Origin of the sequence: Micromonospora citrea, assembly GCF_900090315.1 — a bacterium.
In the GTDB taxonomy this organism is placed as follows: domain Bacteria; phylum Actinomycetota; class Actinomycetes; order Mycobacteriales; family Micromonosporaceae; genus Micromonospora; species Micromonospora citrea.
This window is the reverse complement of record NZ_FMHZ01000002.1, coordinates 4,476,253-4,500,958: the sequence shown is the minus strand read 5'-3', so window position 1 is coordinate 4,500,958 and position 24,706 is coordinate 4,476,253. Positions and strand designations below refer to the sequence as shown.

Sequence of the window (24,706 nt, the reverse complement as noted above, 5' to 3'; positions counted from 1 at the left end):
AAGCCCGCCACCTGCACAAACGTCCATTTGCGCCTGGCGTGTCGCGCCCCGCCCACGGCACTGTGGGTGGTGATGCCGTCACCAGGAGGCGCGATGATCGGTCGAGTGCTCGAACTGCGGGTGCACGGGGTCTCCAACACGCCCCCTGGTCAGATCCTGGGTCTGCGGCCCGCACCCGGGGCCGACCCGCCCCCGCCGTGGCTCGTCGCGGGCGGCCCGGTGACCGGCTTCTACCGCTCGCCCGGCAGCGGGCCGGACGACCCGATCGTCGTCGAGGCGTACAGCTGGGGGCAGTTGACCTCCGGGGCGCGGACCGCGCGCGACGTGGAACGGGCGCTGTGGACGCTGCTGCTGCCCTTCACCCTGGCCAACATCGCGCTGCACGCCCGGCCGGGTATCCCGGCGGACCCGGACGACGAGCGCCCGTCCTGCCGGTCGGGCGCCACCGCCTGGTTGATCCGGCTGTTCTGCCTCAGCCTCACCGGCACCCTCGCGCTCGCCTTCACCGGCGTCGGGGTCGACCTCGTCGGCTGGCAGTGCGTCGACGAGGACTGTCTGGGCCGGATCCCCGGTCCCTGGGAGTTCCTCGGGCGGGGCTGGTGGAGCGAGGCGGCCCGGCCCCTCGCCGTCGGCCTGCTCGCGCCGCTCGGCGTGCTGGCCCTGCTCGGGCTGGTGAGCTGGCGGACCTACCAGTACGAGGCGCAGATGCCGGCCGAGCCCGCGCCGCTCGCCGTCGCCCGGCCCACCGACGAGGGCCCGAGCGGGGAACCCGGCCAGCCCGCGCCGGAGCCGCCCGCGCCCGAGCCGCCGCCCGGCCCACCGGGCAACCCGCTGCAGGACGCCAGGTTCTGGAGCGGCGAGGGGCAGCTGCGCCGCGCGGCCGTGCTGCACCTGTGCACCGGGACGGTCGTCGCCGCCGCCGTACCGCTCGGTGCGGTCCTCGCCATGGACCCGCCCCGCGGCGTCCGGGCCGTCGTCGCCTGGCCCACCGTGGCCGCGCTCGCCGCCGTCGGGCTGATCGCGGTGGTCGCGCTCGCGCGCCCCTGGCTGACCCGGCGCGCGGGGCACACCCCGCTCGGCCCGTGGAGCGTCGCGGTCGCCGGGCTCACCGCCGCCGGGCTGACGGGGACCCTGCTGATCCTGCTGCTGCCCGACGGCCCCGCCGGCACTCCGCTGGCCGACCTGCGCCCGGTGTCCGGCTGCGGCGCCACCGGCGGGCCGGCGTGCGTGGCCGACCGGTCGCTGCCCGGCTTCGACCAGGTCGTCGCCGGACTGGGCACCGGACAACTGCTCCTGCTGATCGCGATCGGGTCGGTCAGCCGGTCGGGGCGGCGGGGGCTGGCCGCGCCGGCGGGGGCCGCCCTGCTGCTCGCCCTCGGCCTCGCCTGGACCACCGGCCGGCTGCCCGGGCTCCCGCCCGCGCCGCTGGAGATCTGGGTGCTCGTCCTCGGAGCCGTCGCGCTCGCCGCGACCGGCCTGGTGCTGCCCCGCGTCCCCACGCCGGCCGAGCGCCAGCCGCTGGAGCCCCACACCGACCTGGCCTGGGGTGGCCGCGCGCCGGCGCTGCTGGCCGGTTCCGGCTGGCTGCTCTGCGTCTCCTACAGCGCCGGCATGCTCCACTGGGCCGCCGATCGGCTCGGCGGCGACCAGCCGGCCGGCGGGCTCTCCCCCGTCACGCCGCCGGTGCCGCTGAGCTGGGCCGGGCTCGCCTTCGTCGTCGCCCTGCTCGCGCTCGCCGCCACGGCCGCCCGGGCCGGACTGCTCTTCGTCCGCCTCCGCCGCCGCGAGTACGCGAACCTGGTGCCCCCCGGCCACCGGCTCTCCGGCCACGACCTGCGACGCGGCCACCAGGTGAGCGCCTGGCGGGCGCTGCACCGGCTGGTCGGCGAGCACGCGGTGCGGCTGGTGGGCGGCTACGCCGTCGCGGCCGGTGTGCTGGTCGCCGTCGGCTGCGCCGCCGTGCTCTCCGGCGACCCGCCGCACCCGACGGTGGCCACCGGCGGCGCCGCCGTGGTCGCGTGGGCCTCCGACCTGGGCAACCGGCTGCTCGGCTGGCTACCGATGCTGGTCGGCACCGTGGGCCTGCTCGTCTACCGCAACGACCTCGTGCGCCGCTCCGTCGGCGTGCTCTGGGACGTCGGCACCTTCTGGCCCCGGGCCGCGCACCCGCTGGCCCCGCCCAGCTACGCGGAGCGCGCCGTGCCCGAGTTGCAGACCCGCGCGGCCGGGCTGCTGGCGCTGGACGAGCACGACCCGCGGGCCGTGGACGGGATCATCCTCTCCGGACACAGCCAGGGCACGGTGATCTGCGCGGCCGTGCTCCTCCAGCTTCCCGCCCGGTCCCGCCGACGGATCTGGTTCTTCTCCTACGGATGCCAGCTCACCCGGCTCTACGGGCGGGTCTTCCCGGCCTACTTCGGGCCGGACCGGCTGCCGGTGCTGGCCGAGGCGCTGACGCCGCCCGGCGGCCGGACCCGCTGGACCAACTTCTGGCGCGACACCGACCCGCTCGGCTGGCAGGTCACGGCCGGCGAACGCGACCTGCCCGTACGGGACCCGGAGGCGTTGCACCCCAGCGACGGGGAGGTGGCCGACCCGCCCATCCGCAACCACAGCGGCTATCCGGAGGCGCCCGAGTTCCACCGGGAACGCTCGCGCGTGGCCTGGCTGCTGCGGCGGGGCGTGCCGGCGCCCCGGCAGGGATCCGGCTGACCCGACGTCCGCCCGCCCGACCCGCCGGGCGGGCCGGACCGGGCACGTCCCTGCCGGACGGGGGTCGCTCACGGCCCCCGTGCGAACCTGCCCGCCGATGACCGCCGCCGGCCGCGCGTACGGGTCAGCCGACGGCCGGCCCGACGGGGGGCGGCTCGGCCAGCCGGACGACCAGGTCCGCGTGCTGCGCGGTGCCGGCCACCAGGGCGGCATTGGTCTCGTCGCTGCCCGTGGCCCAGGCTCGGGCCTGCTCCGCCGTCCGCCCGTACGCCTGGTGCCGGGCGGTCAGCCGGCGCAGCCTCAGCTCGGCGTCCAGGTCCAGGAACCACGCCTCGTGCAGCAGCTGCCGCACCTCGTCCCAGGGCATCCGGTTCACCAGCAGGTAGTTGCCCTCGGTGACCACCAGCCGCACCGACGGCGGCACCTCGATGGAGCCGGCCACCGGCTCCTCCAGGTCCCGGCGGAACGCCGGCGCGTAGACGGCGGTCGGCTCCAGCCGGCGCAGGCGCCGCAGCATCGAGACGTAGCCGTTGGCGTCGAACGTGTCGATGGCGCCCTTGCGCTCCGCCCGACCCAACCGGTGCAGCTCGGCCTGGGCGAGATGGAAGCCGTCCATCGGCACCAGCCGGGCGGTCGGGCCGACCGCCTCGACGATCCGCTCCGCCAGCGTGGACTTGCCCGCGCCGGGCGCCCCGGCGATGCCGAGCAGTTGCCGCGGGCCGGCGTCGGCGAGGGCCCGCGCCCGCGTGACCAACTCGTCGACCACGACGACCCTGGCGGTCTCCATCAGCCGAGGACCGGCTCGCTGATCGCGAAGCGCGCGTGCACCGCCGCCTGCACGGTCTGCGGCTGCGGGTCGAGCTCCAGCTCCGGGGCGCTCTCGGCACCCCCACCCGCCCCGTAGGCCATCCTGCTCATCATCGGCCGTTCCGCCGCGCCCGCGTCGGCCAGCTCGATCAGGGCGGTCACCCGGGCGCCCAGCGCCTCGGCGTACTCGCGGGCACGCAGCAGCGCGTCGGCGATGGCGGCGTGCCGGGCCTCCCGGTGGGCCGGGCTGTCCGGCCGCAGCGACCACCACGGCCCGGCCACCTCGACCTGGTCCTGGTCGGCCAGGCGCAGCATCAGGTCGCCGAGCGCGGTGAAGTCGCTGACCGTCACGGTGGTGGCCACGCTGCCGTGGTAGGCGACGACCCGCTCCCCGGAGCGCCTGGTCTCCGGCCGGACCCGCAGCTCGCCGGTCTCCCGCCGGTCGATGGCGGCGCCGTAGCCGTCGAGCAGCACCCGCACGGCGGCGGCCCGCTCGGCCAGCCGGGTCAGGGTGGCCTCCCGGTCCCGGTCGCGGGCCGTCGCGGTCACAGTGAACTGCGCGATCTCCGGCGCGACCTCGCGGTACGCCTCGCCGCGCACCGCCACCACCGGCCCGTCCACCATGCCCTCACCCTAATCGCGCACCGGCCCACCCGCGCGCGGGAACAACGGTCAGACCGGCCCGGCGTCCGCCGGAAGGTGCGCGATGTACGAGACGGTCCCGGCGTCGACGCGGCACCCGCTCAGATAACCGCCGGCCGCCCCGAGCTCCCACAGGTACGCGACCTCCGCGTCGGCGTCCCCGGCGACCGGGAAGGCGCGCTCCCGGCTGGCGAAGTTCCGCCCGGCCAGCACGGTCCGGGCCGCCGCCGCCGCCCGGTACCGCGAGGTCAGCGCCTCGGCGTCCCCCGCCCGGACCGCCCCCGCCAGCTTGTCGAGGTAGTCGGTGACCCGGGTCAGTTCCTCGAGCACCCGCTCCCGATTGCTGAGCAGCATGTTGGCGGTCCGTTCGGCAGGGGTGCCGGCGACCCGGCTACCGTCACGGAAGCTGCCGGCGGCCAGCGCGAGGACGGCGTCCCGCAGGGGCGCCTCCTGCACCGCCCCGGCGAGCGCGCCGGCCAGCAGGTGCGGCACGTGCGAGGAGAGCGCGACCACCGTGTCGTGCTGGGTCGGCGACATCGGCACCAACCTGGCCCGGAACACGTCGATGATCAACGGAGCCAGCCGGCGGAACGCCACCACGCCGGCCGGGTCCGGGCAGAGCACCCAGGCCGCGCGGTCGAGCAGCGCCGGACTGGCCGAGGCGACGCCGGCTCGGTCCGCTCCGGCCATCGGGTGCCCAGGGACGAAACGATGCCCGACGCCCCGGGTGTCGGCGAAGGCGGCCAGCGCCGCCTTCGTGCTGCCCACGTCGGTGAGCACGCAATCCTCGTCGGTGGCGGCGGCCACCCGACTGAGCATCCCGGGCAGGCTGGGCAGTGGTCCGCAGAGGAAGACGAAGTCCCGGTCCGCCACCGCCTCCTCGACGGTGTCCGGACAGGCGAACCCCTGCTCACGGGCGTACCGTCGGGTCGCCGGGTCCGGGTCCCAGCCGGCGACGTCGAGCCCGGCGTCACGCAGCCGGAGCAGCACCGAGCCACCGATCATTCCGGTGCCCACCACCGCCGCACGGGCCGGTCCGCCGGCACTGCCCGCCAATCGGCCCACCTCGGCGTCTCCGTTCGGTACGGGGCACACCGCCCCTCCCCCGTCCGGCCGAGGATATCGCCCGGCCCCGGTCAGCCCCAGCCGCCGGTCACCTTCTCCCGCCACTGCGCGTACGGGGTACCCGGATCGTCACGGTCGAGGTACGCCCAAGGCAGTTCGGTCACCATGTCGCCGAGCCGCCGAAACTGCTCTGCCGCAGGCCGACGAGACGTGACCGAGGTGCGGCCGGTCACCCTCTGACCGGCGACTGAGTGATCAGGGCTGGGCGAGTCGGCCGGCGACCGCCGCCACGTGCTCGTCGGACTCGGTCAGCGCCACCCGGACGTGCTGCCGGCCGCCCGGGCCGTAGAGGGCTCCGGCGGCGGCCAGGATGCCCCGCCGGGCCAGCCAGTCGACCGTCTCCCAGCAGTCCTCGCCGCGGGTCAGCCAGAGGTAGAGGCCCGCCTCGGAGTGCTCGACGGTGAAGCCCGCGCCGGTGAACGCGGCGTGCAGGACCTCCCGCCGGGCCCGGTAGCGCTCGCGCTGCTCGTCGGCGTGCCGCTCGTCGCGCAGCGCGGCCACCATCGCGGCCTGCACCGGCGCGGGCACGATCATGCCGGCGTGCTTGCGGACCTTGAGCAGCTCCGCCACGAGCGCCGGGTCGCCGGCCACGAATCCGGCCCGGTAGCCGGCCAGGTTGGAGCGCTTGGAGAGCGAGTGCACCGCCAGCACGCTGTCGTACGACCCGTCGCAGACCTCGGGCGAGAGCACCGAGACCGGCTCGGCGGACCAGCCCAGGGGCAGGTAGCACTCGTCGCTGGCGACCACCGCACCCCGCTCCCGGGCCCAGTCGACCACCTTGCGCAGGTGGGCCGCCGGCAGGACCCGCCCGGTGGGGTTGCCCGGCGAGTTGACCCAGACCAGGCGCACCCGGGGGGTCGGGCCGACGGCGGTGAGCGAGTCGGCGCGCACCACCGTGGCGCCGGCGAGCGCGGCCCCGTCGAAGTATGTCGGGTAGGCCACCGAGGGCACCACGACGACGTCGCCCGGGCCCACGCCGAGCAGCGTGGGCAGCCAGGCGACGAGTTCCTTGGAGCCGATCGTGGGCAGCACGCCGAGGCCGTCGACGCCCGCACCGCAGGCCCGCGCGACCCAGGCGGCGATCGCCTCGCGCAGCGCCGGGGTGCCGGCGGTCAGCGGATAGCCCGGGGCGTCCGACGCCTCCGCCAACGCCCGCCGGATCACCTCGGGCACCGGGTCCACCGGCGTACCCATGGAGAGGTTGATCATTCCCTCCGGGTGCGCCGCGGCCAGCGCGGCCGCGGCGTCCAGGGAGTCCCAGGTGAACTCGGGCAGCCGTGCCGAGACCGGCGCGGGGCGGTTCAGTGGCCCTCGCCGCGCGGCGGCTGCGCGGCGACGAAGGACGCGTCCTTCTCCACCTTGCCGATCTTCGAGGCGCCACCGGGGGAGCCCAGGTCCTCGAAGAACTCGTAGTTGGCGCCGGTGTAGTCCTTCCACTGCTCCGGGACGTCGTCCTCGTAGAAGATCGCCTCGACCGGGCAGACGGGCTCACAGGCACCACAGTCGACGCACTCGTCGGGGTGGATGTAGAGCATCCGGTTGCCCTCGTAAATGCAGTCGACCGGGCACTCCTCGATGCATGCCTTGTCGAGCACATCCACGCACGGCTCGGCGATGATGTAGGTCACCGGTCTTCTCCTCCGCAAGACACGCCGCGATCACCCGCGACGGTAAGAGCCTAGTATCTCGCCGGGGAGGGGGTCGATCGTGCTCCGACAGCAGGATGTGGGACACCGGATCGTGGTTCGCCGGATTGTGGGGATTCGCGAAGGCCGGCCCCTCTTCTCGGACGCCCTCGGCGAGCTGGTCGAGCTGAGCGAGACCCATCTCACTATCGCCACGGCGCAGGGTCGGCTCCGGGTCCCGGTGGCCGAGGTGCACCGGGCCAAGCGGGTGCCGCCGACCCGCCGGCCCACCGCCGCTGCCGTGGTCGAGCTGGAACTGGCCGCCGACGAGGCCTGGCCCGCCGCCGTCCGGGGGCGGCTCGGCGGCTGGCTGCTGCGCGCCGCCGACGGGTGGACGGGCCGGGCCAACTCGGCGCTGCCGGTGGGCGACCCGGACCGGCCGCTGCCCGCCGCGCTCGACGCCGTGGAACGCTGGTACGCCGACCTCGGCCTGCCGGCGATGGTCAACACCCCGCTGCCGCTCGCCGCTCCGGTCGGCGCCGAACTCGACGCGCGGGGCTGGGGCGCGCGCCCGCCCGTGCTGGTGCAGACCGTGCCGCTGGCGGCGCTGCCGCCGGCCACGCCGGCGCCCGCCGGGTCGCCGCCCGTGGAGTTGGCCGCCGCGCCGTCGGACGACTGGCTCGCCGTCGCCGCCGGCCGCAAGGGCGGCCTGCCGGACGCCGCCCGACACGTGCTCACCGCCGTGGGCCAGGTCCGCTTCGCCCACGTGTACGCCGACGGCACGCTGGTCGCGGTCGGCCGCGGCACGGTGACGGGGCAGGGGCGCTGGCTGGGGCTGAGCCTGATCGAGGTGCTGCCCGAGGCGAGGCGGCAGGGCCTGGCCGGTCGGATCATCCGCGCTCTCGTCGACTGGGGCGCCGCGACCGGCGCCTCGCACGCCTTCCTCCAGGTCGAACAGCGCAACACGCCGGCCGTGGCCCTCTACCGCTCCCTCGGCTTCACCACCCACCACACCTACCTGACCCGCACCGCCCCCCACTGACCCCCACCCCCACCCCCCACCCCCGGGACCGCCGCGTTGATCATGGAGTTACCGACACTGAAAGCGTTTTCCGGCGGCAATAACGTCATGATCAACGCGGTCGGGAAGGTGAGGCCGCGGGGAGTCGGGGGCCCCGGGGGGGGTCCGGGGGGCCGGGGGGTTAGCGGCGGACTACTCGGCGGGGCTTGGTGGCCCGCAGCTCGGCGTAGCGCTTGAGGGACTGCGAGCGGTAGTCGAGGCCGAGCGCCGTGAGCAGCAGGTAGCCGAGCAGCACGCCGACGCCGGTGGCCGCGAGGTAGAGCCAGATCTGGGCGAAGAAGGTGCCGGCACCCCCGCCGAACGGGTTCTGGCCGACCAGCAGCGGCCCCACCAGCACCGTCAGCAGCAGCGCGATCCCGACCGCCGCGGCCAGGTCCGCCCCCCAGGCGGCGACCGGCCGGCGCCTGCCCCAGACGAAGGCGACCGCGGCCAGCACCAGCCCGATCACCACGAACATCCCGAGCGACACCCGGTCGGCGGCGGTGGTGTCGTCACCGTCGAAGCCGAACCGGGTGACCAGCCGGGCGACCACGTTGACCGCGAACAGCGCGACCGCGAGCACCCCGATCGCGCGCCACCGCTCACTCATCGCACGCCTCCCGCCGTACCGCCCGCCCCCACGGCGGGCTTCCTGGCAGGAATGTCTACCACCGGAACCTGGGTGTCGTCAGCCCCCCGGACGGGCCGGCGGCGGCGCCAGGACCTGCCGGAAGCCCATCACCGCGAAGGTCATCGCGCCGGCCACGATCATCGCCAGGCCGACCCAGTTGTCGCCGGCGACGAGCAGGTCCCCCTCGGCGGTGCGGACCGCCGCGACCGCCATCAGGACGAACCAGGGCAGCGCGGGCAGCGCCACCGCCCAGCGACGGCCGACCGCCTCGTGGGCGAACCAGCTCAGCGCGACGTTCGCCACGACGGCGAGCAGCACCGAGACGCCGACCAGGTGCCCGCCGACGCGGAGCGTGGCGAGCAGCAGCTCCAGCACCGCGGTGAGCACCCCGCCCACGACGGCGACGAGCCCGCCGGCCACCCGCAGGGCGAGGTCGAGCATCGGCCGGGGCCGTCCGGGGGGCGGCGGGGCGATCTCCTCGGGTACGACCGACATCGGCGCGGCGGGCTGCGTCACCGGAGGCCGGCCGCCCCGACCGGGGACCGGTCCGGGCCGTCCGCGACGTCGAGCCCGGCGAAGAGGTCGTCCTCCCAGCCGTACGGGCCGCTGCCCGGCCCCTTCTCCCCCACCGCGAGGGTGTAGTACTCCACGCCCATGAACTCGCTGCCGAAGTTGCCGGCGATCGAGTAGAGCCAGGAGGTGTCGGGGATCTGGGTGGCGTGCGCCCGCATCGCCGCCTCCTTGGCGGCGTGCTGGTCCGTGGCGTCGATCCGCGCCGCGATCTGCGCGTCGGGGGTGCCGAAGGGCAGCTCGGAGACCTCTCCGATGCCGGCGAAGGGGTTGTCCGACGACTCGGCGAAGTGGGTCATCCCGGCCTCCAGCACGCTGAGCGGCATCGCCGTCCAGTAGACCTTCGCCGGGGCGAAGCCCTCGACGGCGGCCAGCTCGTGCGCGCGCATCGCCACCCGGTGCGCCTGGATGTGGTCCGGGTGGCCGTAGAAGCCGTTGTCGTCGTACGTGACCATGACCTGCGGGCGTACCTCCCGCATGATCTCCACCAGGTGCCCGGCGGCCTCGTCGAGGTCGGCCTGCCAGAAGGCGCGGGGGTGGTCGTTGGTGGCGAGGCCCATCATGCCGGAGTCCCGGTAGCGGCCGGCGCCGCCGAGGAAGCGGTGGTCGGTGACGCCGAGCGCCGCGCAGGCGGCGTTCAGCTCGGCGATCCGCCACCCGCCGAGCTGGTCCGCCTCGGCGGCGGCGAGCTGGGCCAGCGCCGGCACGTGGATCTCGCCCTCCTCGCCCAGCGTGCAGGTCACCAGCGTGACGTGGGCACCGGTGGCGGCGTAGTGCGCCATCGTCGAGCCGGTGCCGATGGACTCGTCGTCGGGGTGCGCGTGGACCAGCAGGAGGCGGCGGTCGGGCAGCGTCGTCACGGTGGTCACTCTATCCGGCGGTTCTCCCCCGGCGGCTCTGACGCGTCCAGGCAGGTCGGCCACATCACCACCGGCGCCGCTCTACGATCTGGCGTGTGGACTTTCCGGAGCTGGCCGCCCGCACCCGCCGGTTCAGCCGGGGAGCGCCGCGCGCGGTCTGCGTGGCCGACGACGGCTCCCGGGTGGTCTTCCTGCGCTCGGCCGGGCCGGAGGATCCGGCCGACGCGCTCTGGCTGCTCGACGTGGCGACCGGCGAGGAGCGGCTGGTCGCCGACCCGGCGGCGCTGCTCGGGGCGGACGCCGACGTCGACGCGCTGGGCCCGGGCGAGCGCGCGTTGCGCGAGCGGCTGCGGCTGAGCGCTTCCGGCATCGGCTCGTACGCGCTGGACGGCGCCGGCCGGGTGGCGGTCTTCGCGCTGGCCGGCCGGCTGTTCCGGGCCGACCTGGTGCACGGCGACGTGGTCGAGGTGGCCACCGTCGGCCCGGTGCTCGACCCGCGGCCCGACCCCACCGGGCAGCGCCTGGCGTACGTCACCGACGCCGCCGAGGGGGTGCGCCGGGGGCAGCTGCGGGTGGTCGAGGGCGACGGCACGGACACCCTGCTGGCCGGCGAGGACTCCGGGGTCACGTGGGGGCTGGCCGAGCACATCGCGGCCGAGGAGTTCGACCGGTTCCGCGGCTACTGGTGGGCGCCCGACGGGCGCTCGGTACTGGCCGCGCGGGTGGACGAGTCCCGGCTGGAGCGCTGGCACCTGCACGACCCGGCCGACCCGGCGACCCCGCCGACCACCGTCGCGTACCCGCGGGCGGGCGGCCCGAACGCGGAGGTCAGCCTGCACCTGCTCGACCTCGACGACGGCTGGGTCGACGTGCACTGGGACCGGGAGACCTACCCGTACCTGACGGCGGTGCACTGGGCCGACGGCGGGCCGCTCATCACCGTGCTACGCCGTTCCCAGCAGCACGGCCTGGTGCTCGCCGTCGACCCGCGCACGGGCGAGACGCAGGTGCACGCGGAGCTGGCGGACCCGCGCTGGGTGGAGCCGATCCCGGGCACCCCGGCGCACCTGCCGGACGGCCGGGTGCTGGTCGGCGGCGAGTTGGCCCACGACGGGTACGACGCCCGCTGCCTCTTCGCCGACGGGACCCTGCTCACCCCGCCGTCGCTCTACGTGCGACGGGTGGTGGGGCGGCTGCCGGGCGGCACCGGCCCGGCCGACCTGCTGGTGGAGGCGAGCGACGGGGAGCCGAGCGAGCGGCACCTGTTCCGGGTGCGCACCACGATCGGGGGCGGTGTCGACGCGCGCCGGATCACCACCGACCCGGGCTGGTACACCGCCGCCGTGGGCGGGGACGTGCTGGTGGTGGGCAGCGCCACGCTCGACCACCCGGGCACCCGGTGGACGGTCTGGCAGGGCGAGCGCGAGGTGGCGGTGCTACGTTCGCTCGCCGCCACCCCGCCGTACTCTCCGCTGCCGCTGCTGGAGCGGGTCACCGACCGGCGGCTGCCGACGGCGGTGCTCTATCCGGACAACTACGTCACGGGGCGGCGGCTGCCGGTGCTGCTGGACGTCTACGGCGGGCCGGGCCACCAGGAGGTGCTCGCCGCCCGCTCGGCCTGGCTGGAGCGGCAGTGGTGGGCCGACGCCGGCTTCGCCGTGGTCACGATCGACAACCGCGGTACGCCGGGCGTGGCCCCGTCGTTCGAGAAGGCGATCCACCGCCGGGTGGCGGACGTCGTGCTGCTCGACCAGGTGGACGCGCTCACCGCGCTGGCCGACAAGCACCCCGACCTCGACCTCGCCCGGGTCGCCGTGCGCGGCTGGTCGTTCGGCGGCTGGCTGGCCGGCCTGGCGGTGCTGCGGCACCCGGAGCTGTTCCGGTGCGGCGTCGTCGGGGCGCCGGTCACCGACTGGGCGCTGTACGACACCGCCTACACCGAGCGCTACCTGGGTCTGCCGGACGACGGGGCGGACATCTACGCGCACCACTCGCTGGTGGAGCTGGCCGGCGAGCCGGTGCGGGATCCGGCGGCGGCCCGGCCGCTGCTGCTGGTGCACGGCCTGGTCGACGACAACGTGGTGGCGGCGCACACGCTGCGCCTGTCGGCGGCGCTGCTGGCGACCGGCCGCCCGCACTCGGTGCTGCCGCTGACGGGCGCCACCCACATGGCGGCCGGCGGCACCGCGGAACGCCTGCTCCGGCTGGAGCTGGACTTCGTCCGCCAGCACCTGGGCTGAGCCCGCCCGCCGCGCCGGGCCCGGACGCGCGGACCGCCAGCACCGCGGCTGAGCGGACCCGGACGCGCGGACCGCCAGCACCGCGGCTGAGCGGACCTGGACGCGCGGACCGCCAGCACCGGGACTGGACGTGCCGCCGCACCCGCCCCGGACACGCGGACCGCCGGCACCGGGGCTGAGCGGGCCCGGACGCGCGGAGGCCCCGGCCGACGACGCTGTCGACCGGGGCCCGTCCGTGCGGTTGGTGCCTGCGGGTTACTGCTTGACGTACGCGTTCACGAAGGCCGGGTAGCCGAAGACGCTGGAGACGTAGACCCCGCCGACCTTGGAGCCGTGCACGAGGTAGGCCACGTCGACGTAGAGCGGCACGACCGGGGCGTGCTCCTTCATGATCCGCTCGTCGAGCTTGGCCCACTCCGGGCCCTGGTCGGCCGGCGGGAGAGCCAGGATCCGGTCGAACTCGGCGTTGACCGCCGGGTCGTTGAAGAACGCGCTGTTGCTGTTGCCCTCGGGCTTGATGGTGCGGCCGTCGTAGAGCACCGGCAGGATCGAGGCGCCGCTCGGCCAGTCCGCCGCCCAGTTACCGATGTACAGGTCCCAGGGGTTGTCCTTCTTCTTGACCTCGTCGAGCTTCGAGTCGTCCGGGATGTTCCGGACGGTGATCTTGAAGCCGGCCCGCTCCAGGTTGCCCTTGAGCTGGGTCGCGATCTGCTGCTCGGTGGTGCTGTCGGCGACGCCGAGGACCAGCTCCGGCGTCTGGCCGCCGAGCAGTTCCTTGGCCTTGTCGACGTTGCCGTTGGCGCCGGCCGGGTAGGCGTCGTACGCCTTGAAGCCGATCGTCGACGGCGGCATCAGCGTGGTCAGCGGCGAGGCGACGGTCTGGCCGCCGACCGCCTTGATCAGGCCCTCGCGGTCGATGGCGTAGTTCAGCGCCTGGCGGACCTTCAGGTCCTTGACCCGCTGGTTGTTGATGACGAGCTGGTTGGAGCTCGGCGTCGGGGAGAGGATGCTCCGCTGCTTGAGCGCCGGGTCGTTGGCGACCTTGGCGACCAGCGAGGCGGGCACGAAGTTCCAGGCGACGGCGCTCTGGTCCGCGCCGTTGTCGGCGATCACCCGGTTGTTGGCGGCGTCGGCCGTCGGGCCGAAGCTCCAGACGAACTGGTCCGGGTACTGGTGCCGCACCGGGTCGGTCTTCGGGTCCCAGTTCGGGTTGCGGTCCAGGGTGAGCTGCACGCCGACCTGGTTCTTGGCGACCTTGTAGGGGCCGGACGAGAACGGCGCGTTGTCCAGGTTGACGCCGGTGTCCTTGTCGGCGGGCAGCGGCGCGGTGGTCGGCAGCGAGGCCGCGAACGGCAGGTCACAGCGCGGCTTGGCGAACTCGAAGCGCAGGGTCTTCGCGTCCGGGGTGGTCAGGCCCGGGGGCAGCGAGGTCTTGTTCTTCTTGAAGTCCCACTTGGTGTCGAACTGCGGGCTGTCGGCCAGCCACTCCTGGATGTAGGTCGGGCCGCCCGACAGGTCCGGGTCGAAGGAGCGGGCGATGCCGTACGCGACCTCCTTGGAGGTGATCGGCCGGCCGTCCTCGAACTTGACCCCGTCCTTGAGCTTGAACTCCCAGACCTTGCAGTCGTTGTTGACGTTGGTGCCCGGCGTCTCGGCCAGGTCGCCGACGAGGACCAGGCCGCCCTTGCCGTCGTCCTTCCACGTGGTCAGGTAACGGGAGAACAGCGGCGAGGCCATCAGGCCGGCGAACGAGTACGTCCGCTGCGGGTCCAGGTGGGAGATGGGGGTCTCCCGGATGATGGTGAGCGTGCCGCCCTTCTGGGCGCCCGGCACCTCGGCCGCCGGACCCATCGAGTCCTTCGGGTCGCTCGCGATGACCCCGGTCTGCTGCCGGTTGGTGTCCACCGTGGTGCCCTCGCCCGTGTTCTCCGAGCACGCACCCAATGCCACAACCAGTGCGATCGCGCCGCCTGCGGCGGCCGCCACGCGTGGTCGCATCTCCTACCTCCTCCACCCAGGTGCCGCCGGGCGTGAACGCCGACGTCCCGAGGATCGTAAAGAAGAAAACCTACGAGTTGTGTAACAGTTGTCGATAAATTTCACCGTCGTCCGACCGGCGGACACCCGCCTCGGCGTCGCCGCCGGGGCAAGCGCTCAGCCCAGCCGCACGCGGGGGTCGATGGCGGCGTAGAGCAGGTCGACCAGCACGTTGGCGAGCACCACGAAGACCGCCGAGATGAGCACGGTCGCCATGATGGTGGGCAGGTCGCCGGCGCGCACCGCCTCCACCGCGGTCCGCCCCAGCCCCTGGATGCCGAAGGTGGTCTCCGTGATCACCGTGCCGCCCAGCGCCGCCCCGACGTCCAGGCCGGCGATGGTGACCACGGGGGTGATCGCGGCGCGCAGCGCGTGCCGCCCGTACACCTTCGGTTTCGCCAGGCCCTTCGCGCGGGCCGTGCGGACGAAGTCCTCCGACAGCGTCTCCAGCATCTGCGCCCGCGACAAGCGGGCGTAGATCGCGGAGAAGAGGAAGGCCAGCGCGACCCAGGCGAGCACCAGCCCGCTGGCCCACTTCACCGGATCGTCGAAGATCGACGTGTAGCTCGGCACCGGCAGCAGGCGCAGGTTGTAGACGAAGACCATCAGCAGCACCGCGCCGACGAAGTAGAGCTGGAGCGAGGCGCCGGTCAGCGAGAAGCCGATCGCGGCACGGTCCAGCCAGGTGCCCCGGCGCAGCGCCGAGACCATGCCGAGGCCGACGCCGAGCAGCAGCCAGAGGATCGCCGCCGGGATCACGATGCTCAGCGTCACCGGGAGGACCCGGGTGATGGTGTCCAGCACCGCCTCGTTGTTCACGTACGACCAGCCCAGGCAGGGCGCGTCGCACCGGCCGCCCTGGGCGCTGCCCAGGTCCCGGCCGGTGAAGATGCCCTTCATGTAGCCGGCGTACTGGGTGATCAGCGGGTCACGCAGGCCCAACTCCTGGCGGACCCGCTCCAGCCGCTCGGGGTTGCAGTTCTTCGGGCACATGCCGCTGACCGGGTCGCGGGGCAGCGCGAAGAACATCAGGAAGGTCAGCACGCTCACCGCGAACAGGGTGAGCACCGCGGAGAAGATCCGCTTGATCAGGAAGCGCGCCATCGGACACCCCTACCGGGACGACTTCGGGTCGAGCGCGTCGCGCAGCGCGTCGCCGAAGAGGTTGAACGCGAACACGAGCGCGAAGATCGTGATGCCGGGGAAGAACACGAACGCCGGGTCGGTCTGGAGATAGTCCAGGCTCTGGTAGATCATCCGGCCGAAGCTCGGGGTCTCCTCGGTCAGACCGACGCCGATGAACGACAGCGCCGCCTCGCTGGTGATGAACTGCGGCACCGCCAGCGAGAACGACACCAGGATCGGCGCCCAGATGTTCGGCAGCAGCTGCCGGAAGAGCATGTGTCCCAGCCCCGCGCCGCTGGCCTTCGCGGCCTCCACGAACTCCCGCTCGCGCAGCGCGATCACCTGACCGCGTACCAGCCGGGCCGTGCTGGTCCAGCCGAAGATCGCGAAGACGGCGATCAGCACCCCGACCCCGAAGGCCGGGTCGACCGCGTCCCGCTCGCCGTAGAAGCGCAGCGTCAGGGTCGGCGTCAGGGCGAGCGCGATGACCAGGAACGGCATGGCCAGCGTCAGGTCGGTGACCCAGTTGATCACCGCGTCGAGCCAGCCGCCCAGGTAGCCGGCGAGGGCGCCGAGCGCGATGCCGAGCGCCGCCGTGATGACCGCCGCCGCGAAGGCGATGAGCAGTGAGGTACGCAGGCCGTAGACCAGCCGGATGAAGATGTCCCGGCCGAGGTTGGGCTCCAGCCCGAAGAAGTGCTCACCCGACACGCCACCGGCGTAGCCGAGCGGCATGCCGAAGCCGTCCAGCTTGCTCTGGAACTGGTCGCGCGGGCTGATCCCGTAGAGCATCTCGATCAGCGGCGCGGCGAGCGCCACCAGCACGAAGAAGACCAGCATCACCCCGCTGACCATCGCCGTGCGGTCGCGGCGCAGCCTGATCCAGGCGAGTTGGCCGGGCGAGCGGCCGACGAAGCCCTTCTCCTTCGGCGCGTCGGCGTCGCCGCCCGACTCGATCTCGGCAAGCGCCACGCCCTCCACCGGGGACATGCTCATCTCGACACCTCCTCGACGCCCGCGTCCGGGCCCGCCGTTCCGGTGCCCGCGCCCGGGCCTGCCGACCCGGCGTCCGCGCCCGTCTGCTCGGCGGGCGTGGCCGTCTGCGCGGCGCCCGCGCCCGTCTGCTCGGCGCCTGCGCCCGTCGGCCCGGCGGGCGTGGCCGTCGGCCCGGTGCCCGCGCCCGACGCCTCGGCGGGCGTGGTCATCGAGGCGTCCAGGCCTGTCTGCTCGGGCGTGGCCGACGGCTCGGCGGGCGTGGCCGCCGAGCCGTCCGGGCCCGTCTCGACGGGCCCGCGCTCCGGGAAGTGGCAGGCAGCGGCCTGGTCGCCGCCGTCGCGGGGCGCCAGCGCCGGCTCCTCGGTCGCGCAGATGTCCTGGGCCTTCCAACAGCGGGTGCGGAAGCGGCAGCCCGAGGGCGGGTTGAGCGGGGTCGGCACGTCGCCGGCCAGCCGGATCCGGCCGGCCGGGCCGAGCTTGGTGACGTCCGGGATCGCCGAGAGCAGCGCCCGGGTGTACGGGTGCTGCGGGCGCTCGTAGATGTCGTCCCGGTCGCCGATCTCGACGATCTTGCCGAGGTACATGACGGCGACCCGCTGGCAGAAGTGCCGCACCACGGCCAGGTCGTGCGCGATGAAGACGAACGCGAGACCCAGGTCGCGTTGCAGGTCGCGGAGCAGGTTGACCACCTGCGCCTGGATCGACACGTCCAGGGCGGAGACCGGCTCGTCGGCGACGATCAGCTTCGGCCGCAGCGCCAGGGCGCGGGCGATGCCGATGCGCTGGCGCTGACCGCCGGAGAACTCGTGCGGGTACCGGTTGTAGTGCTCCGGGTTCAGCCCGACCAGCTCCAGCAGCTCCTGCACCCGGGCCTTGATCCCGCCCGGCGGGTCGATCCCGTTGACCTGGAGCGGCATCGCGATGATCCGGCCGACGGTGTGCCGGGGGTTCAGCGAGGCGTACGGATCCTGGAAGATGATCTGAAGGTCCTGCCGCAGCGGGCGCAGCTCGCGGCGACCCGCGTGGGTGATGTCCCGCCCCTCGAACTCGATGCTCCCCGCGCTGGGCTCCAGCAGCCGGACCAGCATCCGCCCCGTGGTCGTCTTGCCGCAGCCCGACTCCCCCACGAGGCCGAGCGTCTCGCCCGGGCGCACGTCGAAGTCCAGCCCGTCCACCGCCCGCACCAGGCCCGTGGTGCGCAGCCCGCTGCGCACCGGGAAATGCTTGGCCAGCCCGCGCACCCGCAGCAGCGGCTCCACGGCCTGCCGGCCCGCCGCGCCACCGTCCACGACCGCCTCCACACTCATCGGAGTCCGCCTCCGTTCGCGACTGCGGGACTCCGCTGCGCTGTGTTCCTCGCGCTCACCGGGCCCGCCTTCCGTTCGCGACTGCGGGACTCCGCTGCGCTGCGTTCCTCGCGCTCACCGGGCCCGCCTTCCGTTCGCGACTGCGGGACTCCGCTGCGCTGCGTTCCTCGCGCTCACCGGGCAACTCCCACCTGGGCGATGTCCTCGGCGTACAGCCGGGTCCGGTCGTCGGCGGAGAGGTGACAGGCCACCAGGTGACCGGGCGCGCCCGCCGGGCGCAGCTCCGGGACCTCCGCGCGCGAGCGGTCGCCGTTGCGGTCGGCGTACCGGCAGCGCGGATGGAAGGCGCAGCCGGACGGCAGGTTGATCAGGCTGGGCGGGTTGCCCTTGATCGGCACCAGGTCCGCGTCCGCGTCACCGTGCAGGGAGGGCACGCTGGAGAGCAGACCCCAGGTGTACGGGTGCTGCGGCCGGCGGAGCACCTGCTCGACGCTGCCGTGCTCCACGGCCCGGCCGCCGTACATGACCAGCACCTCGTCGGCGACCTGGCTGACCACGCCCAGGTCATGGGTGATCATGATGATCGCGGAGTGGAACTCGGCCTGGAGATCGGCCAGCAGGTCGAGGATCTGCGCCTGCACCGTCACGTCCAGGGCGGTGGTCGGCTCGTCGGCGATCAGCAGGTCCGGGTCGTTGACCAGCGCCATCGCGATCATCGCCCGCTGCCGCATCCCGCCGGAGAACTCGTGCGGGTACTGGTCGAAGCGGCGGGCGGGCTGCGGGATGCCGACCCGGCCCAGCATGTCCACCGCGCGCCGACGGGCCTCGCGCTTGCCGGCCTTCGGGTGGTGCACCCGGTACGCCTCGGCGATCTGCCGGCCCACCGTGAAGTACGGGTGCAGCGCCGACAGCGGATCCTGGAAGATCATCGCCATGTCCCGGCCGCGCAGCCGGCGTACCTCCTCCTCCGGCAGGCCGACCAGTTGGCGCCCGCCGACGGAGATCTCCCCGGTGATGGTGGTCCGCCTGGCGTCGTGCAGGCCGAGGACGGCCAGCGAGGTGACGCTCTTGCCCGAGCCGGACTCGCCGACGATGCCGAGCGTGCGCCCGCGCTCCACCGTGAACGACACCCCGTCGACGGCGCGCACCACGCCGTCCTCGGTGTCGAAGCGGACCCGCAGGTCGTTCACCCGCAGGTACGGATCCGCGCCGGTACGCTGTTCCGGCACGCTGGGGCGGCCCGGTCTCCCGGACGACGCCGACTCCGGACTGCCCACGACCGCCTCCCTCAGTGACGAAGAGAACCTACAGGAAATCACCGAGGGTGAAAATAAGCTACAAGGCCGGGGACTGTCAGCGGGCCACAGCGTAACGACTCTGCAACGGGCCCGCACCCCCTCACCTCGGCATTCATCGGCGTTGACGTCCCCGCGCCCGCACAGCGGGTGCGACGATGGGCGCGGCAGTCCGCGGAGGATTCCCGCCGGCACGAGGTGGAGGTGACCATGACCGCGGCGGTGTTCGGCCACGACGGCCCGTGGAGCGAAGAGGAGTACCTCGCCCTCGGCGAGACGCGGCAACGCGTCGAACTCTTCGACGGGAGCCTCCACGTGACCCGAGCCCCCACTCCCCGCCACCAGCGCATCTCACGCAGGCTGGGCAACCTTCTCGAACCCGGCGCCGAAGCCCTCGGGCTGGAGCTGCTGGAGGCGGTGAACGTCCGGCTCCGGCCGGATCGCATCCCGATTCCCGACCTCGTGATCACGGGTCCGATCGACCTCGACGACCCCTGGATCGACGCGGCCGACGTGAAGCTGGTCTGCGAGATCATCTCGCCGGGCAACGCGGCCACCGACAAGGTGCTCAAGATGCACTACTACGCGGCGGCGGGCATCGAGTGGTATCTCCTGGTGGAGCAGGAGACGCTGACCGTGCACCTCTACCAGTGGCAGGGCGCCCACTACGCCGAGCGGTCGGTCACCAAGGCCGGGGAGGCGCTCGAGCTGACCGAGCCCGTCCGGGCCACCGTCCGGCCGGAGGAGCTGTTCTCCTGACGGATGTCGGTGCGCTCGCCCAGGGTCGTGGCGCCGTGCCGGTGGGGAGCCTGAAGCCGCACCGGGTCCGCCCCCGTGCCCGCCCGGCGACGCTTCCGAGTGAGTCGCTCCGGTACGCCGGACAGGCGTCCGGTGAGGTTCTTAACATCCGGACATCGATCATCGTTCAGGGCTTTCCACCGGCCGGGACACACGGGACACTGCCTTGCGCGGACGGCAAGCGAAGATCGGCGTAACGTGTGTCACTTAGCTGCGCCGTATCGTCGGCGCGGTCGTTGGTGTGCGCATGACGTGGCAAGCGGGTGCGGGTTCGCCGGTCCGCGTGCCGACCGGAAACTGATCCGCCCGCGCCTGCGGGCCCCGTCAGGGAGACGACTCGAATGACATCAACGGCAACGAGGCCGCGGGGGGCGCGGGCGCGCGCCGCCATCGCGGCGAAGACGTTGCGTACGGACCGCTGGTGGCTCGCCCCGCTGATCACCGTGATCGGGCTCAGCGCGTGGGTGGCGTACGCGACGGTCCGGGTCTTCCAGCACGACAACTACTGGGTCGAGGACTACCACTACCTGACCCCGTTCTACTCCCCCTGCGTCACCGACCGCTGCCTGCCGGACGCCGCGCACTTCGGACGGTTCCTGCCCGGCTGGTGGATCATCCCGGACGCCGCGCTGACGCTGCCGTTCCTGCTGTTGTTCCGGCTCACCTGCTACTACTACCGCAAGGCGTACTACCGGTCGTTCTGGCTGTCGCCGCCCGCCTGCGCGGTGCCGGACGGGCACAAGTCCTACAGCGGCGAGACGCGGTTCCCGCTGCTCGGGCAGAACCTGCACCGCTACTTCTTCTACGCCGCCGCGATCATCTCGCTGATCAACACGTGGGACGCGATCCTGGCCTTCCACTCCCCGAAGGGCTTCGGATTCGGGCTGGGCAACATCATCCTGCTGGTCAACGTGGTGATGCTGTGGGCGTACACCATCTCCTGCCACTCCTGCCGGCACATCATCGGCGGCCGGCTCAAGCACTTCTCCAAGAGCCCGGTGCGGTACAAGGCGTGGACGTTCGTGTCCAAGCTGAACGTCCGACACATGCAGCTCGCCTGGATCACCCTCGGCACCCTGGCCCTCACCGACTTCTACGTCATGGCGGTCGCGGCCGAGTGGATCTCCGACCTGCGGTTCATCAACTAGAGGGCGCCCCGGACATGACCAATCTTCACCACCAGACGAGCTCCACCACGCGAATCGAGCGGCACCACTACGACGTCGTCGTGATCGGGGCCGGCGGCGCCGGCCTGCGCGCGGCGATCGAGGCCCGGTTGGCCGGCAAGAAGACCGCGATCATCTCGAAGTCGCTCTTCGGCAAGGCGCACACGGTGATGGCCGAGGGCGGCGCCGCCGCCGCGATGGGCAACGTGAACAGCCGGGACAACTGGCAGGTGCACTTCCGCGACACGATGCGCGGCGGCAAGTTCCTCAACAACTTCCGGATGGCCGAGCTGCACGCGAAGGAGTCGCCGCAGCGGATCTGGGAGCTGGAGACGTACGGCGCGCTCTTCGACCGCACCAAGGACGGGAAGATCTCGCAGCGCAACTTCGGCGGCCACGAGTACCCGCGCCTGGCGCACGTCGGCGACCGGACCGGCCTGGAGCTGATCCGCACCCTCCAGCAGAAGATCGTCTCCCTGCAGCAGGAGGACAAGCGGGACCACGGCTCGTACGACGCCCGGATCAAGGTCTTCGCCGAGACCACCATCACCGAGCTGCTGCTCGACGGCGACCGGGTCGCGGGCGCGTTCGGCTACTACCGGGAGTCCGGCGAGTTCGTCCTCTTCGAGGCGCCGGCCGTGGTGCTGGCGACCGGCGGCGTCGGCCGCTCCTACAAGGTCACCTCCAACTCCTGGGAGTACACGGGGGACGGGCACGCGCTGGCCCTGCGCGCCGGGGCGACGCTGATCAACATGGAGTTCCTCCAGTTCCACCCGACCGGCATGGTCTGGCCGCCCTCGGTGAAGGGCATCCTGGTCACCGAGTCGGTGCGCGGCGACGGCGGCGTGCTGAAGAACTCCGACGGCAAGCGGTTCATGTTCGACTACGTCCCCGACGTCTTCCGCAAGCAGTACGCGGACAACGAGGCGGAGGCGGACCGCTGGTACTCCGACCCGGACAACAACCGGCGCCCGCCGGAGCTGCTGCCCCGCGACGAGGTGGCCCGGGCCATCAACAGCGAGGTCAAGGCCGGCCGGGGCACGCCCGCCGGCGGCGTCTACCTCGACATCGCCTCCCGGCTGCCGGCGGAGGAGATCCGTCGCCGGCTGCCGTCGATGTACCACCAGTTCAAGGAGCTGGCCGACGTCGACATCACGAAGGAGCCGATGGAGGTCGGGCCGACCTGCCACTACGTGATGGGCGGCGTCGAGGTCGACCCGGACACGGGTGCGGCGTTCGGCCACGTGCGAGGGCTCTTCGCCGCCGGTGAGGTCTCCGGCGGCATGCACGGCTCCAACCGGCTCGGCGGCAACTCGCTGTCCGACCTGCTGGTCTTCGGCAAGCGCGCGGGCGGCCACGCCGCCACGTACGCCGACAGCCTGCCGGCACGGCCGAAGGTGCACGTCGCGGCGGTGGAGGCGGCGGTGGAGACGGCCCTGGCGCCGTTGCAGCGCGACACCGGCGAGAGCCCGTACACCCTCCAGCAGGATCTCCAGGCGGTCATGGGCGACCTGGTGGGCATCATCCGGCGCGAGGGCGAGCTGGTGGACGCGCTGGGCCGGCTGGCGGAGCTGCGCGAGCGGGTGGCCAAGGTGAGCGCGGCCGGCGGCCGCCGCTACAACCCGGGCTGGCACCTGGCGCTGGACCTGCGCAACATGCTGGTGGTCTCGGAGTGCACCGCGAAGGCGGCGCTGGAGCGGCAGGAGTCGCGCGGCGGCCACACCCGGGAGGACCATCCGGCGATGGACCCGAAGTGGCGCCGGGTCAACCTCGTCTGCTCGCTCGACGGCGACAATGTCCGCCTGGATCGCAAGCCGCTGCCGAAGATGCGCGCGGAGCTGATCGGCCTCTTCGACCGCGCGGAGCTGGCCAAGTACCTCACGGACGAGGAGCTCGCCGAGTTCGACGCCCTCGTCGCGGACGCCGAGACCGAGAAGGAGCGCTGACGCAATGGGAAACCAGGACTCCGCGGCGCCCGGCAAGCCGGGCGCGAAGCGCCAGTTCCGCATCTGGCGCGGCGACGAGAACGGCGGCGACCTGCAGGACTACGTGGTCGAGGTGAACGAGGGCGAGGTCGTCCTCGACGTCATCCACCGGCTCCAGGCCACCGACGCCCCCGACCTGGCCTGCCGGTGGAACTGCAAGGCCGGCAAGTGCGGCTCCTGCTCGATGGAGATCAACGGCAAGCCGCGGCTGAGCTGCATGACCCGGATGTCCACCTTCGCGGAGGACGAGACGGTCACCGTCACCCCGCTGCGCACGTTCCCGGTCATCCGGGACCTGGTCACCGACGTCTCGTTCAACTACGAGAAGGCCCGGGAGACCCCCGCGTTCGCGCCGCCGGCCGACCTGGCTCCGGGGGAATACCGGATGCAGCAGGTGGACGTGGAACGCTCGCAGGAGTTCCGCAAGTGCATCGAGTGCTTCCTGTGCCAGAACGTCTGCCACGTGATCCGGGACCACGAGGAGAACAAGCAGGCGTTCTCCGGTCCGCGATACTTCATCCGCGCAGCCGAGCTGGACATGCACCCCCTGGACGCGAAGACGGACCGCAAGGAGTACGCACAGGCCGAGCAGGGCCTCGGCTTCTGCAACATCACCAAGTGCTGCACCGAGGTCTGCCCCGAGCACATCAAGATCACGGACAACGGGATCATCCCCATGAAGGAGCGGGTCGTCGACCGCAGGTACGATCCCCTCGTGTGGCTTGGTAGCAAGATCTTCCGGAGGGGTCAGGTGCCTCAGACCATCGTGACCAGCGGGCACGCCAGCGGTGCGGTGCACGGCAGCGCGGCCCACGGGGGCGTGCACTCGCACGCGGGCGGTTCGCACGACCCGCAGGCCGAGGTGCAGGCGCAGCGCGGCGTGAACTGGCACCGTGAGGTGCCGCGGCCGACGGCGCCGGCCGTGGACGACCACGGCAAGCTGCCGCTGACGGAGCTCACCTTCGACCGGGCGGCGGCGCCGTCGCCGTTCGGCGAGGACGTGAAGTTCCCGTTGCCTCCGGAACACCTGAACTTCGCCCACCCGGAGCAGGACAAGCACTGAGGGCACGGACGATGACGGGGGCCGCGGCTGATGCCGCCGGCCCCCGTCCCGTTTCCGCCCGGTTGTCCGCTTCGGCTCATTCAGGCGCGAGGATCGGGCGGAGGGCCGCCACGATGGGGGCGTCGGCGGGCAGCCAGGTGACGCTGTCCAGTTCGTCGGCGGAGAGCCAGCGCAGCGCCGAGTGCTCCAGCGCCTGCGGCTGGTCGCCGTGCAGCAGGCGGGCCGCGTACACCTTCAGCACCGAGCGGCCGTGCGCCATCCGGACGTTGCGGCCGACCCGGTCGCCGATCTCCACGCGCACGGCGAGTTCCTCGGCGCATTCGCGCGCGAGCGCGGCGGTCTCGCTCTCGCCCGGCTCCACCTTGCCGCCGGGGAACTCCCACATGCCCGCCACCTCGGGCGGCGCGGCCCGGGCGCAGGCGAGCACCCTGCCGTCGCTGATGATCGCCGCCCCGACGATCACCTTCGGCTCCCGTCGTTCGGCCTGCCCGCCACCGTTAGCCCGTTCGGTCCGCACGGGCGTCCAGCGTGCCAGATCAATCGGCGATTTGGGTAGCGTGGCCGACCGTCAGGGCAGGAGAACACGGAAGTGTGGGCGTGGACACACCCACCGTGCGACGACAGACTAGAGGGCACCGACAAGACACGGGACGGCGACGATT

Annotated in this window: 20 protein-coding genes and 1 pseudogene; 7 read left to right on the top strand and 14 right to left on the bottom strand. The window is 73.2% G+C overall.

Translation table 11 applies throughout. The annotated features are described in order from the left end of the window. Positions 1-93: 93 nt before the first annotated feature. On the top strand, positions 94-2,712 hold the full coding sequence (locus tag GA0070606_RS20730) for a hypothetical protein (RefSeq protein ID WP_245724751.1): 2,619 nt from the start codon (positions 94-96) through the stop codon (positions 2,710-2,712). A gap of 124 nt (positions 2,713-2,836) precedes the next feature. Here GA0070606_RS20730 and GA0070606_RS20725 read toward each other — a convergent pair whose 3' ends face one another. The 5 genes from GA0070606_RS20725 to fdxA form a co-directional block, all read right to left on the bottom strand. Next, positions 2,837-3,499, bottom strand: coding sequence for a nucleoside/nucleotide kinase family protein (locus GA0070606_RS20725; RefSeq protein ID WP_091103118.1), 663 nt, complete (start codon positions 3,497-3,499; stop codon positions 2,837-2,839). Further along, positions 3,499-4,143 (bottom strand): SIMPL domain-containing protein, encoded by a 645-nt coding sequence (locus tag GA0070606_RS20720; protein ID WP_091103116.1) that lies wholly within the window; start codon positions 4,141-4,143, stop codon positions 3,499-3,501. The genes GA0070606_RS20725 and GA0070606_RS20720 overlap by 1 nt, the downstream gene beginning before the upstream one ends. 48 nt (positions 4,144-4,191) lie before the next feature. After that, a complete protein-coding gene (locus GA0070606_RS20715; RefSeq protein ID WP_281190888.1) occupies positions 4,192-5,217 on the bottom strand; it encodes a prephenate dehydrogenase in 1,026 nt (341 codons plus the stop codon). A 264-nt stretch (positions 5,218-5,481) separates the two neighbouring features. Then, a complete protein-coding gene (dapC, locus tag GA0070606_RS20710; RefSeq protein ID WP_281191074.1) occupies positions 5,482-6,591 on the bottom strand; it encodes a succinyldiaminopimelate transaminase in 1,110 nt (369 codons plus the stop codon). Beyond that, positions 6,588-6,914 carry a ferredoxin gene (fdxA, locus tag GA0070606_RS20705; RefSeq protein WP_089005361.1) on the bottom strand — a complete coding sequence of 109 codons (327 nt, stop codon included), beginning with the start codon at positions 6,912-6,914 and terminating at the stop codon, positions 6,588-6,590. The genes dapC and fdxA overlap by 4 nt, the downstream gene beginning before the upstream one ends. A gap of 79 nt (positions 6,915-6,993) precedes the next feature. Here fdxA and GA0070606_RS20700 point away from each other — a divergent pair, with 79 nt between their 5' ends. Beyond that, a complete protein-coding gene (locus GA0070606_RS20700) occupies positions 6,994-7,953 on the top strand; it encodes a GNAT family N-acetyltransferase (protein ID WP_091103110.1) in 960 nt (319 codons plus the stop codon). A 160-nt stretch (positions 7,954-8,113) separates the two neighbouring features. On the opposite strand, the gene GA0070606_RS20695 is transcribed toward GA0070606_RS20700, so the two are convergent. From GA0070606_RS20695 to mshB, 3 genes are all read right to left on the bottom strand, one after another. After that, the gene (locus GA0070606_RS20695) at positions 8,114-8,581 is read right to left on the bottom strand and encodes a hypothetical protein (protein ID WP_091103108.1); all 468 of its coding nucleotides are present in this window, start codon (positions 8,579-8,581) and stop codon (positions 8,114-8,116) included. Between the two features lie 78 nt (positions 8,582-8,659). Further along, the gene (locus tag GA0070606_RS20690; protein ID WP_091107956.1) at positions 8,660-9,097 is read right to left on the bottom strand and encodes a hypothetical protein; all 438 of its coding nucleotides are present in this window, start codon (positions 9,095-9,097) and stop codon (positions 8,660-8,662) included. A gap of 17 nt (positions 9,098-9,114) precedes the next feature. Next, complete coding sequence (gene mshB / locus GA0070606_RS20685; RefSeq protein ID WP_091103105.1) at positions 9,115-10,041, bottom strand: N-acetyl-1-D-myo-inositol-2-amino-2-deoxy-alpha-D-glucopyranoside deacetylase; 927 nt, start codon at positions 10,039-10,041, stop codon at positions 9,115-9,117. Between the two features lie 86 nt (positions 10,042-10,127). Between mshB and GA0070606_RS20680 the strand changes: the two genes are divergently transcribed. After that, positions 10,128-12,272 (top strand): S9 family peptidase, encoded by a 2,145-nt coding sequence (locus GA0070606_RS20680; RefSeq protein ID WP_091103103.1) that lies wholly within the window; start codon positions 10,128-10,130, stop codon positions 12,270-12,272. Between the two features lie 255 nt (positions 12,273-12,527). Here GA0070606_RS20680 and GA0070606_RS20675 read toward each other — a convergent pair whose 3' ends face one another. The 5 genes and pseudogenes from GA0070606_RS20675 to GA0070606_RS20655 all read right to left on the bottom strand — a co-directional run bounded on the left by GA0070606_RS20675 (position 12,528) and on the right by GA0070606_RS20655 (position 18,966). Beyond that, positions 12,528-14,270, bottom strand: a complete 1,743-nt coding sequence (locus GA0070606_RS20675; protein ID WP_091103099.1) for an ABC transporter substrate-binding protein — start codon at positions 14,268-14,270, stop codon at positions 12,528-12,530. 156 nt (positions 14,271-14,426) lie between these two features. Further along, the gene (locus tag GA0070606_RS20670) at positions 14,427-15,413 is read right to left on the bottom strand and encodes an ABC transporter permease (protein WP_091103096.1); all 987 of its coding nucleotides are present in this window, start codon (positions 15,411-15,413) and stop codon (positions 14,427-14,429) included. A 9-nt stretch (positions 15,414-15,422) separates the two neighbouring features. Further along, positions 15,423-16,430 carry an ABC transporter permease gene (locus GA0070606_RS20665; protein ID WP_091103093.1) on the bottom strand — a complete coding sequence of 336 codons (1,008 nt, stop codon included), beginning with the start codon at positions 16,428-16,430 and terminating at the stop codon, positions 15,423-15,425. Positions 16,431-16,678: 248 nt separating this feature from the next. Further along, positions 16,679-17,737, bottom strand: a pseudogene (locus tag GA0070606_RS20660) (ABC transporter ATP-binding protein); the annotation flags it as partial. 173 nt (positions 17,738-17,910) lie between these two features. Next, positions 17,911-18,966 carry an ABC transporter ATP-binding protein gene (locus tag GA0070606_RS20655; RefSeq protein ID WP_245724750.1) on the bottom strand — a complete coding sequence of 352 codons (1,056 nt, stop codon included), beginning with the start codon at positions 18,964-18,966 and terminating at the stop codon, positions 17,911-17,913. A gap of 276 nt (positions 18,967-19,242) precedes the next feature. Here GA0070606_RS20655 and GA0070606_RS20650 point away from each other — a divergent pair, with 276 nt between their 5' ends. The 4 genes from GA0070606_RS20650 to GA0070606_RS20635 all read left to right on the top strand — a co-directional run bounded on the left by GA0070606_RS20650 (position 19,243) and on the right by GA0070606_RS20635 (position 24,044). Next, positions 19,243-19,791: a Uma2 family endonuclease gene (locus GA0070606_RS20650; RefSeq protein WP_091107954.1), complete on the top strand. Its 549-nt coding sequence runs from the start codon at positions 19,243-19,245 to the stop codon at positions 19,789-19,791. 380 nt (positions 19,792-20,171) lie between these two features. Continuing rightward, entirely contained in the window at positions 20,172-20,978 is an 807-nt protein-coding gene (locus GA0070606_RS20645) for a hypothetical protein (protein ID WP_091103087.1), read from the top strand. A 14-nt stretch (positions 20,979-20,992) separates the two neighbouring features. Continuing rightward, positions 20,993-22,942 (top strand): fumarate reductase/succinate dehydrogenase flavoprotein subunit, encoded by a 1,950-nt coding sequence (locus tag GA0070606_RS20640; RefSeq protein WP_091103084.1) that lies wholly within the window; start codon positions 20,993-20,995, stop codon positions 22,940-22,942. 4 nt (positions 22,943-22,946) lie between these two features. Further along, on the top strand, positions 22,947-24,044 hold the full coding sequence (locus GA0070606_RS20635; RefSeq protein ID WP_091103082.1) for a succinate dehydrogenase/fumarate reductase iron-sulfur subunit: 1,098 nt from the start codon (positions 22,947-22,949) through the stop codon (positions 24,042-24,044). Between the two features lie 76 nt (positions 24,045-24,120). On the opposite strand, the gene GA0070606_RS20630 is transcribed toward GA0070606_RS20635, so the two are convergent. Beyond that, positions 24,121-24,561 (bottom strand): (deoxy)nucleoside triphosphate pyrophosphohydrolase, encoded by a 441-nt coding sequence (locus GA0070606_RS20630; RefSeq protein ID WP_091103079.1) that lies wholly within the window; start codon positions 24,559-24,561, stop codon positions 24,121-24,123. Positions 24,562-24,706 lie beyond the last annotated feature (145 nt).